Source organism: Pseudomonas sp. HC1(2025) (assembly GCF_058742075.1).
The window spans coordinates 945,994-959,028 of record NZ_CP196017.1 but is presented as its reverse complement, the minus strand read 5'-3'; the positions used below and the strand labels follow the sequence as shown (position 1 = coordinate 959,028).

General features: G+C 62.4%; 10 protein-coding genes and 2 pseudogenes. 7 read left to right on the top strand and 5 right to left on the bottom strand.

Annotation, left to right across the window (positions count from 1 at the left end):
* Positions 1-23 precede the first annotated feature (23 nt).
* Positions 24-833, top strand: coding sequence for an AraC family transcriptional regulator (locus tag ACSSVH_RS04080; protein ID WP_169954826.1), 810 nt, complete (start codon positions 24-26; stop codon positions 831-833).
* A gap of 22 nt (positions 834-855) precedes the next feature.
* Here the strand turns inward: ACSSVH_RS04080 and ACSSVH_RS04075 are convergent, their stop codons facing one another.
* Positions 856-2,220 (bottom strand): MFS transporter, encoded by a 1,365-nt coding sequence (locus ACSSVH_RS04075; protein ID WP_492634695.1) that lies wholly within the window; start codon positions 2,218-2,220, stop codon positions 856-858.
* 130 nt (positions 2,221-2,350) lie between these two features.
* On the opposite strand from ACSSVH_RS04075, the gene ACSSVH_RS04070 reads away from it, so the two are divergent.
* A complete protein-coding gene (locus ACSSVH_RS04070; protein ID WP_492634114.1) occupies positions 2,351-3,235 on the top strand; it encodes a LysR family transcriptional regulator in 885 nt (294 codons plus the stop codon).
* A 72-nt stretch (positions 3,236-3,307) separates the two neighbouring features.
* Entirely contained in the window at positions 3,308-3,844 is a 537-nt protein-coding gene (locus tag ACSSVH_RS04065) for a GNAT family N-acetyltransferase (RefSeq protein WP_170043053.1), read from the top strand.
* Here ACSSVH_RS04065 and ACSSVH_RS04060 read toward each other — a convergent pair.
* From ACSSVH_RS04060 to ACSSVH_RS04050, 3 genes and pseudogenes are all read right to left on the bottom strand, one after another.
* Positions 3,837-4,265, bottom strand: a pseudogene (locus ACSSVH_RS04060) (methyl-accepting chemotaxis protein); the annotation flags it as partial. The gene ACSSVH_RS04065 and the pseudogene ACSSVH_RS04060 sit on opposite strands and share 8 nt — an antisense overlap.
* A 111-nt stretch (positions 4,266-4,376) precedes the next feature.
* Positions 4,377-5,063: pseudogene (locus ACSSVH_RS04055) on the bottom strand (PAS domain-containing protein); the annotation flags it as partial.
* Positions 5,064-5,256: 193 nt separating this feature from the next.
* Positions 5,257-5,589: a DUF2790 domain-containing protein gene (locus ACSSVH_RS04050; RefSeq protein WP_169954821.1), complete on the bottom strand. Its 333-nt coding sequence runs from the start codon at positions 5,587-5,589 to the stop codon at positions 5,257-5,259.
* 258 nt (positions 5,590-5,847) lie between these two features.
* On the opposite strand from ACSSVH_RS04050, the gene ACSSVH_RS04045 reads away from it, so the two are divergent.
* From ACSSVH_RS04045 to ACSSVH_RS04030, 4 genes are all read left to right on the top strand, one after another.
* On the top strand, positions 5,848-7,176 hold the full coding sequence (locus ACSSVH_RS04045; RefSeq protein ID WP_432755035.1) for an OprD family porin: 1,329 nt from the start codon (positions 5,848-5,850) through the stop codon (positions 7,174-7,176).
* Positions 7,177-7,350: 174 nt separating this feature from the next.
* Positions 7,351-7,545 carry a hypothetical protein gene (locus ACSSVH_RS04040; RefSeq protein ID WP_170043055.1) on the top strand — a complete coding sequence of 65 codons (195 nt, stop codon included), beginning with the start codon at positions 7,351-7,353 and terminating at the stop codon, positions 7,543-7,545.
* 234 nt (positions 7,546-7,779) lie between these two features.
* Complete coding sequence (locus ACSSVH_RS04035; protein WP_169954818.1) at positions 7,780-8,454, top strand: heavy metal response regulator transcription factor; 675 nt, start codon at positions 7,780-7,782, stop codon at positions 8,452-8,454.
* Entirely contained in the window at positions 8,451-9,857 is a 1,407-nt protein-coding gene (locus tag ACSSVH_RS04030; protein ID WP_170058601.1) for a heavy metal sensor histidine kinase, read from the top strand. The genes ACSSVH_RS04035 and ACSSVH_RS04030 overlap by 4 nt, the downstream gene beginning before the upstream one ends.
* A gap of 11 nt (positions 9,858-9,868) precedes the next feature.
* Here the strand turns inward: ACSSVH_RS04030 and ACSSVH_RS04025 are convergent, their stop codons facing one another.
* Complete coding sequence (locus ACSSVH_RS04025; RefSeq protein ID WP_169954816.1) at positions 9,869-13,018, bottom strand: CusA/CzcA family heavy metal efflux RND transporter; 3,150 nt, start codon at positions 13,016-13,018, stop codon at positions 9,869-9,871.
* Positions 13,019-13,035: the final 17 nt, after the last annotated feature.

Below are 13,035 nucleotides of genomic sequence, written 5' to 3'. Positions count from 1 at the left end.
CGACATCTTTCGAAAAACATCCCATGGGCAAACCCACCGCAAACATCGACTGGCTGCACCGGGCGCCCCATGCCAGCGGGCTGGAGCGAATCGAGGCGTATTTCTCCGGGTTCGGCTTCGACCCTCATCGCCACGATACCTACGCCATCGGCCATACCCTGTTCGGTGTGCAGAGCTTTCATTATCGCGGCAGCCAGACTCACAGCCTGCCGGGCACGACCATGGTGATCCATCCGGATGAGGTCCACGATGGCTGGGCCGGCAGCGACGAGGGCTTCAAGTATCGGATGATTTATGTGGAGCCGGCGCAGATCCAGCAGATTCTCGGCGGCAAGCCGTTGCCGTTTATCCACAACGGGCTGTCCAACGACCCATGGCTGCACCGGGCCTGCCAGGCCTTTGTGCAGCAGCTCGACTGCCCGCTGGACCCAATGCAGGAGCAGGACGCGTTGTTCGACCTGGCCCATGCCCTGAACAACGCGTCGGGCATCAGCGTCAGCCGCAAGACGTTTGATTACCAGGCCGCCGAACGCGCCCGGGAATTTATCCACAGCGCCCTGGGGCGCAGCATCACCCTGGATGAAATGGCCGCGCACTGCGGGCGGGATCGCTGGGCCTTGTCGCGGGACTTTCGCCTGTTGTTCGGCACCAGTCCCTATCGCTACCTGACCATGCGCCGCCTCGACCTGGTGCGCAATCTGCTGGGCCAGGGCCAGTCACTGGTGGATGCGGCGCTGATCGCAGGCTTCACCGACCAGAGCCACATGACCCGGCAGTTTCGCAGCACCTTTGGCATACCACCGTCGCGGTGGGTGAAGATGCTCGGCCGCTAAAACCCGATCAACGGTGGGCAACCTATGTGGCTTCGGCTAGCGCCTCCTGCCGTGGAGCTCGCAGCCGCATCGCCACCACCGCCCCGGCCAGCGCAATCCCCGCGCTCCACCACAATGCCAACTCGATGCCCTGGGCTTGACCCGCCCCCGTCGCCCCACCGGCATTGGCCAGCGACACCAGCACCGCCAACCCCAGCGCGCCGCCGATCTGTTGCGTGGTCGAGGCCATGCCCGCCGCCACACCCTGCTCCCCCGGTTTGACACCTAGGCCTGCGGCCACCCACATCGCGGTCCAGGTCATGCCCTGACCAAGGCTCAAGATAAAGATCCCAGGCAACAACCACCAGAATCCCGCGCCGGTGGGCAGCGCCAGGCACACCAGGGCAATCCCCAGCGCCCCCGCCAACTGGCCGCTGACCAGAGTGTTGCGCAAGCCGATTTTTACCAGCGCGCGCTCCGCCAGCCAGATCCCCAAAGTACACACCAACGTCGCCGGCAAGAACGCCAGCCCGGCCTGCAACACGCTGTAGCCGTAGACCTGCTGGTAGTACAGCGCGAGGAAGTAGTACTGCACGCCAAAGCTGCTCATAAACACCGCTGTCAGCACCATGGCCATGCGCAACTCGCGGTAGCCCAGCAGGCGCAGCGGCATCAATGGGTCGCGGCCACGGTGTTCAATCCAGGCGAACAGCCCAAACAAGACCAGCGCCAGCAGCATGCAGCCCAGGGTCGCGGGCGCCGTCCAGCCCCACTCCGGCCCCTGCACCAGGGCGAACACCAGCAGCGTGCCGCCGACCGTGACGGTCAACGCACCGCTCAGATCGAAACTGCGGCCACGGCTGCGCTCACCGTCGGCCGGGATCCAGTAGCGCGCCGCCAGGGCACAGCCACCTGCCAACGGCACGTTGACCAGAAACACCGCCTCCCAGCCCCACCACTGAGTCAGCACGCCACCCAGCAACGCCCCCAACGCCAGCCCGGCAGCGGATGCCGCGCTCCAGACCGCAAAGGCCCGGTTGCGCTGCGGCCCTTCGGCATAGTGGGTGTTGATCAAGGCCAGGGTCGCCGGAAACAACAGCGCGCCGCCCACCCCCTGCACCGCACGCGCCAGCACCAGCAGCAACGCGCTACCGCCCAGTACCGCCGCCAACGACGACAGCGCGTACAGCGACTGGCCCACCCGGTACAAACGGCGCTTGCCCAGCAAGTCCGTGGCCCGGCCTCCGAGCAATAGAAAGCCGCCAAACGCCACGGTGTAGGCACTGACCACCCACTGCAATTGCTGGGCAGAAAAGCCCAGGTGGCTGCCGATCTGCGGCAAGGCAACAAACACGATAGTCGCGTCCAGGGCGATGATCAGTTGCGCAGTAGCCAGCAACATCAGCATCCAGCCCGAAGGACGACTTGAGGGAATGGCAGGCATCACAACATCCTGTGCAAAAAAGAGTGCGGCCAGTGTCTTTCATGCCCAACAGATGATAAATAGCCATAACACTCTTTCAGTTATGACTTTAATCATGGACCTGAACGCCGTCCGCCTGCTGGTACGCGTCGCCGAAACCCGCAGTTTCACCCGCGCTGCTGCTGACCTGGGGCTCACGCAATCGGGCTTGTCCCGTGCTATCTCGCGCCTGGAAGCCGAGCTGGGCGTACGCCTGCTGCAACGCAACACCCGCAGCGTCAGCCTGACCCCGGATGGGCAAATGCTGTATGAACGCAGCGCACCGTTGCTGGCCGAGCTGGCCGAAGCCGAAAAGCTCATGCTCGATCGGCGCTGCACACCTTCCGGTTTGCTGAAAATCAGCACCCCGTCGTTGTTCGGGCGCAAGGTGGTGATGCCCGTGATCGGTGAGCTGACCTTGCGCTACCCCGAGTTGCGCATCGAAGCGGTGATGACCGACCGCCTGGTGGATATTGTCGACGAGGGTTTCGATGCATTGCTGCGCACCGGCGAGATCCAGGACCAGCGCCTGATTGCCCGCGCCTTGACGCCCTTGCGCTGGGTAACCGTCGCCTCCCCCACCTACCTGGCCCGCTTTGGCACGCCGCAAACCGTCGAAGAACTGCGCGACCACAACTGCCTCACGGTGCGCAACCTGCGCAGCGGGCGGATGGTGGACTGGCAGTTCATGCTCGACGGCAAGGTGCGCGATGTGAATATCGAGGGGCGGTTGATTTTCGATCTTGGCGATGCCCTGGTGGACGGTGCGGTGGGCGGCTTCGGAATTGCCCAGGTGATGGATTTTGCCGTGCGCGACGACCTCGCCGCCGGGCGCCTGGTGCCATTGCTGCAGGACTTTGCGGGGCGCAGCCGCGCAATTTCCCTGGTGTATCCACCGTCACGCCAGTATTCGCCGAAGTTGATCGCCTTTGCCGATGCCTTGGCACAGGCGCAATGGTAAGCAGAACTTGAACCCGGCGCCCCGAGTGTGAGAAGAAAGGATGCGCTATCGCCACCGCGAGGTTTTCCACGGATGAACCTGACATTGACGCCCCCCCAGTGGGATGACGTGAACGAGCTGCTGGCGTTCGAGCTGGCCAATCGGGCCTTTTTCGAACGTTGGATCAATGCCCGGCCCGAGGCGTACTACAACGTCGAAGGGGTACAGCGCGCCATCGAAAACGCACTGCTGGAGGCCAGTGAAGACCGCGCCTATCAGTACCTGATCCGCGAAAACGGCGTGCTGGTGGGGCGCATCAACTTTACCCAGGTGCGCCGCCGCTACTATCACTCGGCGTCCCTGGGCTATCGCATGGGGGCCGAGTTCACCGGCCGCGGCCTGGCAAGGCAGGCCGTGGCCCTGGGCCTGCAGAAAGCCTTTGGCGAGCACGCCCTCAAGCGCATCGAAGCCACTGTACGCCCAGAGAACCCGGGCTCGCTGCGGGTGTTGCAGCGCAGCGGCTTTACCCAGTACGGGCATTCACGCAAGGCGTTCCTGCTCGATGGGCAGTGGTTCGACCTGCTGCTGTTCGAGGTACATGCCCCGGCCTTGAGCCAGGCATCTAGGTAGATAACTGATTGGCAAACTGGCCAACCGCACTCACCACTTTCTGCGCGCCGTCCTGGATCTCGACGATCACCGTGCCCGCCTCTGCCGCCAGGGACAATCCCTGCTCGGCCTGCAACCGGCCATCGGTCATCAGCGCCACGGCATCGCGGGCCATGTCCTGGTTCTGACGCACCACGCCGACGATTTCTTCAGTGGCTTTGCTGGTACGCGAGGCCAACTGCCGCACTTCATCGGCCACCACCGCAAACCCGCGCCCCTGCTCGCCGGCACGGGCGGCCTCAATGGCGGCGTTGAGCGCCAGCAGGTTGGTTTGCTCGGCAATCGCGCTGATGGTCTTGACGATGCTGCCAATCACCTGGGACTGGGCATTGAGCGCCTCGATGCCCTCGCCGGCCTGTTCCATGTGCTTGGCCAGGTCACGCATCACCTCCACCGCCTGGGTGACCACGGCGGTACCGCGCTGGGCGCTGCTGTCGGTGTGCAACGAGGTGCTGTAGGCAATGTTGGCGGCCTCGGCCACCGCGCGCTCCTGATTGATCTGGTCGGTGATCACCGTGGCGAACTTGACCACTTTGTACAGTCGGTCGTTGGCATCCAGCACCGGGTTGTAGGACGCTTCCAGCCAGACTTCGCGGCCATGGGCATCAACGCGCTTGAAGCGCCCGGCGACAAATTCACCACTGTTCAAGCGTTTCCAGAACGCCTGGTACTCGGCGCTGTTGTAATCCTGGGGCTCACAGAACATGCGGTGATGCTTGCCCTGGATCTGCGCCAGGCTGTAACCCATGCCCTGCAGGAAGCGCTCGTTGGCGCCCAGCACATTGCCATTGAGGTCGAACTCGATCACCGCCGTGGAACGCACCAGCGCAGTGATCAGGTTTTCGTGCTCGCGCGACGCCTCGATGGTGCGGGTCAGGTCGCTGGAGTACACCGAAAACCGCTTGATGCGCCCATCCGCGCCCCGCACCGGCTGCACGATGGAGCGCAACCACGCTTCCTTGCCATTGCCGCGCAGCAGGCGCACGGTGCCGGCAAAATGTTCGCCACGGCTCAAGGCGTTGTTGAAGCGCTGCTGGAACTCGTCGCGTTTCACATGCTCGGGCACAAACCCATGGATGGCATGGCCCAGCAGGTCGCTGGACTTGTAGAGCATTTCTTCGAGAAAGTTCTGGTTGACCGACTCGATCCGGCCCTCGGGGTCGAGGCTCAGGGCCAGCATCTCGCTCTCCAGGCTTTCCTTGACCTGCTGCAGGCTGGACAGTTCTTCGCGAAGAGCGGACAGCTCCTGCTTCAAGCGGGTATTGAACATAGGAACACCGGAGGGCAGTCAATAGTGGATTGTCTAACCATCGGCGCATCCAGCATTTTCTGAAGAGTGCTTGAGGCCCTGACTCAACTATTTTTTCAGCACCTCAACTGCCGTTGTTCCGGCACAATCCCATGACCTGATATTCAAGGGTCTTGAGCTGGCCGCTGGAGTCTTCATACGTCATGCGCGAGGGCACCACCTTGCAGCTACGGACCGGCGGCGTGACGCTCACCACCCGGGCGATATCCAGCTTCATCCCATACCGATAGGCCTGCACCTCAGGCGCCGGCTTGCCCTGGTTGGCAGCGTAGCGAGCCATGGCCTGCTGGTTGTTTTCCATCATTTGCGCGATGGCGCGATCCCCGCCCCCTTCGGCCATCGCCCCCATGGACAGAGCAAAAACCACTACACCCAGGGCTCGTGTTAAACGCTTCATTAAAGTGTCCTCGTCTGATTTCAAGTCGTTGAAAGTTCAGGCTCGAGGGTAACCAACACTTCCTGTCAGCAGCTTCACGGGCGCATTACGTATCCGTAATAGATCGCTGAACTGGCAAAATTGTAATGCGCGTGCCACCTCCGCGTTATCCGCTGTTTGCAACTATGAGCCGGGCTCCCCGCATCAGGGATAGCTCTCCAATAAGAACGCCCAAGGCGACTAAAAAAGCTCATAGCTGCCAACACCGAGGAGCGATACATGCGCACTAACCGCACACTTTCCCTTTCCATCATCGCGGCACTGGCCAGCGCTACACCGCTGGCAGGCATGGCCGCCGAAGACAAACCCGAGGGGTTTATCGAAGGCAGTACGCTGAACGTGCTGGCGCGCAACTTTTACTTCAACCGCGATGACCGCAAGGGCCAGTCCAGCCCGACCGGCAATGGCTATTCAGAAGCGTGGGCCCAGGGCCTGATCGGCAAGTTCGAGTCCGGGTTCACCCAGGGCACCGTGGGGTTTGGCCTGGATGCGTTCGCGATGTACGGTCTCAAGCTCGATTCCGGCACCGGGCGCAGCGGCGGCAAGGGCTCATTCGGCATGCTGCCGGTGGACAGCGGCAACCGCCCCGAAGACGACTACAGCAAACTCGGCGGCGCGGTAAAAATGCGCCTGCTCGATACAGTGGTCAAAGTCGGCGACGTCTTCCCGCAAACCCCGGTGGTGCACTACGGTGACTCACGCCTGCTGCCGGAAAGCTTTCGGGGCGTGACCCTGGAAAACACCAGCCTGGAAGGCCTGACCCTGCAAGGTGGGCGCCTGCACGCCATGAGCCAGCCCACCCAAAGCGGCATGCGCGAGGGCTTTGCGACGTTTTACGCAGGTAATGTGAATGCACCCTGGGTCGGCTACTTCGGCGGCGACTACCAGGCCACTGAACATTGGAGCCTGAGCCTGTACAGCAGCCGCCTCAAGGACGCATGGGACCAGTACTACTTCGGTACAGCGGTCAATTTTCCGCTGACCGAAGAGGTGGCGATGTTTGCCGGCTTCAACTATTACAACGCCCAGGACGAGGGCAAGCGATTGCTGGGCGAGCTCAACAACAATATCTGGAGCGCCAAGCTTGGGGTGAAGGTCGGTGCCCATCGCCTGGCCCTGTCCCACCAGCGCAACAATGGCAACAACGACTTCGATTACCTGCGCCAGTCAGACTCGATCTTCCTCGACAACTCGATCCAGTACAGCGACTTCAACTCGCCCAAGGAGCGCTCGTGGGCGCTGCGTTATGACCTCGACATGCAGACCCTGGGCATCCCCGGCCTGTCGTTCATGACCCGCTATGGCAAGGGCACGGGCGCTGACTACAGCAACGCCAACTCGGTGTACATGCGCCGCGACGCCTTGGGTGACCCGCTCACCGACCAGCGCCGCTGGGAGCGCGATATCGAGGCCAAGTACGTGTTTCAGGGCGGCAGCCTGAAAGATCTGTCGGTGCGCATTCGCCAGGCGACGGTACGCTCGAGTGCCTTTGAGTCGGACCTGGAAGAATTCCGGCTGATCATGGAATACCCGCTGGCCATCCTCTGATGACACTCAACGGCAAGTGCTTACATTCACTTGCCGTTGACTAGCACTTCTTCACAATTTGCAGCCTGTCAGAACTGTAATATGCGCCTCACGTTCTCGTTAAGTTGCACTTCATATACTGCCTGCATCGACCGACCGCGAACTAACGGCACGGGTCTTTTGCGGAGAACGTTCATGAAGCCACTGCACATTTTATTCATCGCTGTCATCAGCGCGGCATCCAGCGCTGCCCTGGCCGACGACGGCGGTGAGCGATCCCGCCAGTTGCTGGTCGAGTTTCGCCAGCAACAGCAACAGATCCACGGCAGCCAAGCCGTGACCGAGCAAACACCAGCCCCCTCGGATACGCCGGCCCCAAAGGCCACCTGAGCGGCGCACCCTGTGCACATTCATCTCTTGAAGCTTTTTTTGTGGAGCTCCTTTGGAAGGAGATGAATTTTTAGCGCCCTCACGGGCGCTTTTTTTTGCCCGCTCGATATCATCCAACGCCGCCCTTGACCCTGAAGCTACTTCAAGGCTCAGAATTTTCCTACTTTTGGGACTACAGCCCTACTCGGTGTAGCTCCCGTCGCCTGTTTGCTTATCAGTAAGAGGTCAATCTGCATGCGTATCCTTGTGGTTGAGGACGAACCAAAAACTGCCGACTACTTGCATCAAGGCTTGAGCGAGAGTGGTTATGTCGTCGATCGTGCCGCCAGCGGCATCGACGGCCTGCACCTGGCCGGGCAGCAGCGCTATGAACTGGTGATCCTGGACGTCAACCTGCCGGGCAAGGACGGCTGGCAGGTACTCGAACAACTGCGCCGGGACAGCACCCTGCGGGTGATGATGCTCACCGCCCGCGGCCGTCTGGCCGACAAGATCAAGGGCCTGGACCTGGGCGCCGATGATTACCTGGTCAAACCCTTCGAGTTTCCCGAGTTGCTGGCCAGGGTGCGCTCGTTGCTGCGGCGCAGTGAGCCAATTGCGATGCCGGAGATCTTCCGCGTCGCGGACCTGGAGCTGGACCCGCGTCGCCATCGCGCCTACCGGGGCACGCGGCGCATTGACCTGACCACCAAAGAGTTCGCGCTGTTGCAGGTATTGATGCGCCAGAGTGGCGAGGTGCTGACGCGCACCCAGCTCATTTCCCTGGTGTGGGACATGAACTTCGACTGCGACACCAACGTGGTGGAGGTGTCGATCAGCCGGCTGCGGGCCAAGGTCGATGACCAGAGCGAGGTCAAGCTGATCCATACCATTCGTGGCGTGGGTTACGTGCTGGAAGTGCGCCAATGAGATCCGGCAGTCTATCCATGCGCCTGGGGCTCACCGTCAGCCTGATGGGCGCAGGCCTGGTGGTGTTGCTGGCGAGCCTGGCGTACCTGGCCCTCACCCACGAGCTGGAAAACCTCGCGCGCAAGGGCCTGGAAAGCAAGATGGAGCAGATCCAGCACAGCCTGCTCCAGGACCTCAACACCCGCGACATCAGCGCCCGGCCCCATTCACTGCTGGACCTGGTGATGGGCCATGACAACTTCTACCTGACCATCATCGGCCCGGCGCCCGCCAACGCGGTGCTGCTGAGCGTCGGCGCCAGGCCCCAGGAACCGTTGCTGCTGGACTTTGCCGCCGGGCAAACCCTGGGTTTTCTCAACTGGACCGATGGCCGCGACAACCAGATCCTCAGCGCGTCGAGCCTGATGCGCCTGCACACCGGGGAAAACGTAAGGGTGTTGCTGTCCCTGGACCGTTCCGACGATCAGGCATTGCTCAGTGCCTACCTGCAATCCACGGTCATCGCCCTGCCAATGCTGCTGATCCTGATTGGCATGGGCGCCTGGTGGCTGGTGCAGCGCGGGCTCGCGCCGTTGCAGCAATTCAGCCGCGTCGCCGGCAAAGTCACCACCCAGGACCTGAGCCATCGCCTGTCCGTCGAGAACCTGCCCAGGGAACTCAGCGAACTGGCCCGGGGCATCAACGTGATGCTCGATCGGCTGGACGCTGGCGTGCAGCAGTTGTCGCAATTTTCCGACGACCTGGCCCACGAACTGCGCGCGCCCCTGACCAACCTGATGGGCAAGGCCCAGGTCACACTGTCCCGCGCCCGGGCGCCGCACGAGTACAAGTCGGCGCTGGAGTCCAGCACCGAAGAACTGGACCGCCTGGCCCGGATTGTCGCCGACATGCTGTTTCTGGCGCAGGTTAGCCATCCGGCGGCGCGGGCTTCGTTTACCACGGTGAACCTGCGGGATGAAACGCTGCGGGTCATGGAGCTGTTTGCCTTGAGCGCCGAAGACAAAGGGTTGAAGTTGACCCAGGCCGGCGACGCCTGGGTCCAGGGGGATCGGTTGATGATTCAGCGGGCCATATCCAACCTGCTGTCCAACGCGATCCGCCACAGCCCGCACGGCTCGCGTATCGCCCTGCAGGTCGACAGCCACGAGCAGCGCATATCGCTGGCCGTGAGCAACCCGGGCCCGGGGATTGAAGCGCAACACCTGCCCCACCTGTTCGAGCGTTTCTACCGCGCCGACAACAGCCGCGCCCGCTCCGAAGGTGGCACCGGGTTGGGGCTGGCGATCGTGCGTTCGATCATGAGCCTGCACCAGGGCCAGGCCGAGGCCAGCAGTGTGCCGGGCGAGGTGACCCTGTTCCGGCTGATATTTCCCAACCGCCCGGCCACCCCACAAGTCCCCTAGCGCCCCCGCGATCAAGACGCTGCCTGCTCTTCATCGCGGCGATGGGCCCAGTGGTAAAGCGCAGGCAATACCAGCAACGTCAGCAGCGTCGAAGAAATAATCCCGCCAATCACCACCGTCGCCAGCGGCCGCTGCACTTCGGCGCCGGTGCCGGTGGCCAGGGCCATGGGGATAAACCCGAGGGACGCGACCAACGCGGTCATCAACACCGGGCGCAAGCGGGTCAGCGCGCCTTCGTTGATCGCCACCGACAGCGAGCGCCCCTCCTCACGCAGGTTGCGGATAAACGCGATCATCACCAGGCCATTGAGCACCGCCACCCCCGACAGTGCGATAAAGCCCACCCCGGCGGAAATCGACAACGGAATATCCCGCAGCCACAGCGCCATGATCCCGCCGGTCAACGCGAAGGGAATCCCGGTGAACACCAGCAGCCCATCCTTGAGGTTGTTGAACATCATGAACAGCAATCCGAACACCAGCAGCAACGCCACCGGTACCACCACCCGCAAGCGCTCGGACGCTTCCTTGAGTTGCTCGAACTGGCCGCCCCAGGTAGTCCAGTAGCCGGCAGGGATTTTCACCTGCTCTGCCATCACTCGTTCGGCTTCTGCGACAAACGAGCCAATATCCCGCCCGCGCACGTTGGCGCTGACGATCACCAGGCGCTTGCCGTTTTCGCGGCTGATCTGGTTCGGGCCCAGTACCAGGTCCAGGCTGGCCACTTGCGACAAGGCGATAAAGCCCAGTTGCCCCGTGGTATTGCCGGCCAGCGCCGGGATCGGGATCAACAGCCGCGACAAGCCCTCGATATCGGTACGCAGGGTTTCCGACAAGCGCACCACCATGTCAAAGCGTCGGTCGCCTTCATACATCGTGCCGGCCTGGCGCCCACCCACGGCCACCGCGATGGTGTCTTGCACGTCGCCCACGTTCAGGCCAAAGCGCGCGGCCTTGTCGCGGTCGATATTGATGGTCAGCACCGGCAGGCCGGAGGTCTGTTCCACTTTCACTTCCGAGGCGCCATTGAGCTTCTGAAGGGTTTCGGCAATTTCCCCGGCGGTCTTGTTCAGCACGTCCCGGTCATCGCCAAACACCTTCACCGCCACGTCACTGCGCACCCCGGAAATCAGCTCGTTGAAGCGCAGCTGGATCGGTTGCGACAACTCGTACTGGCTGCCCGGCACAATCGCACTGGCGCGCTGGATATCGGCGATCAAGGCCTCGCGGGATTTTTTCGGGTCCGGCCACTGGTCCTTGGGCTTGAGCATCAGGTAACTGTCGGAAATGTTCGGCGGCATCGGGTCGGAGGCGATTTCTGCGGTGCCGGTGCGGGCAAACACCCGCTGGATTTCCGGCACCTGTTCCATCAAGGTTTTCTCCAGTTGCTGCTGCATCTGCACCGACTGCGTGAGGCTGGTACCCGGCACGCGCAAGGCTTGCTGGGCGAAGTCACCTTCACTGAGACTGGGGATAAACTCGCTGCCCATGCGACTGGCCACGGCGCCAGACACCACGATGGTCAACAGCGCCAGGCCAAACGCCCAGGTACGGTGTGCCATCACCCAATCCAGCACCGGTGCATAACCCCGGCGCGCATTGCGCATCACCCAGTTTTCGTCTTCCTTGACCTTGCCGGTGACGAACAGCGCAATCGCCGCCGGGACAAAGGTCACCGACAAAATCATCGCGCCCAGCAAGGCCATGACCACGGTGAATGCCATAGGGTGGAACATTTTCCCGGCAACGCCCGTCAGGGCGAAGATCGGCAGGTACACCACCATGATGATCAGTTGCCCGAAGATCAGCGCGCGGCGCGCTTCCTTGGCGGCGGCGAACACTTCGTGCAGGCGTTCGCTGCGGGTCAGCAGGCGGCCATGGCGTTGCTGCGCATGGGCCAGGCGGCGGATGGCGTTCTCGACGATCACCACCGCACCATCGACGATAATCCCGAAGTCCAGTGCGCCCAGGCTCATCAGGTTGGCGCTGACTTTGTTGGTGAACATCCCGGTAAATGTGAACAACATGGCCAGCGGGATCACCATCGCGGTGATCAACGCCGCGCGGATGTTGCCGAGGAACAAAAACAGAATCACGATGACCAGCAGCGCGCCTTCGAAGAGGTTTTTCTTCACCGTGGCGATGGCTTTTTCCACCAGGTTGGTGCGGTCGTAGACCGTGACCGCGACCACGCCTTCGGGCAGGGAGCGGTTGATCTCTTCGAGTTTTTTCGCCACCGCCTGGGACACGGTGCGGCTGTTTTCGCCGATCAACATGAACACCGTGCCAAGCACCACCTCGCGACCATTTTCGGTGGCCGCGCCGGTACGCAACTCACGGCCGATATCGACCTGGGCCACATTGCGCACGCGGATCGGCGTGCCGTCCACGGTGTTGATCACGATATTGGCGATGTCGTCGATGGACGCCACCTGCCCCGGCGCGCGAATCAGCAACTGCTCGCCGCTGCGCTCGATATAACCGGCGCCGACGTTGGCGTTGTTACGCTCAAGCGCCGTCACCAGGTCACTCAGGGTCAGGTTGTAGGCCGCCAGGCGCTTGGGGTCCGGGGCGATCTGGTATTCCTTGGCAAAGCCGCCGATGGTATTGATCTCGGCCACGCCGGGTACGTTGCGCAACTGCGGCTTGATGATCCAGTCCTGGATCACCCGCAAGTCCGTCGGGGTGTAGGCCGAGCCGTCTTCCTTGCGCGCGCCGTCTTGCGCCTCCACGGTCCACAGGAAAATTTCCCCCAAGCCCGTGGAAATCGGTCCCATCGCTGTTTCAATGCCGTCCGGCAGTTGCTCGCGGGCCACTTGCAGGCGCTCGTTGACCAGTTGGCGGGCGAAGAACAGGTCGGTGCCGTCCTTGAAGATCACCGTGACCTGGGACAAGCCCGAGCGCGACAGCGAGCGGGTCTGCTGCAAGCCCGGCAGGCCGGCCATGGCGGTTTCGATGGGGAAGGTGATGCGCTGCTCGGTCTCCAGCGGAGAGAAGCCGGCCGCCGCCGAGTTGATCTGCACCTGGACGTTGGTGATGTCCGGTACTGCGTCGATCGGCAGTTTCTGGTAGCTGGCGATGCCGACACCGGCCATCAACAACACCGCCAGCAGCACGATGATGCGCTGCTCGATGGCAAATTGAATCAGACGTTCAAACATGGGGAATCACTCGCAGG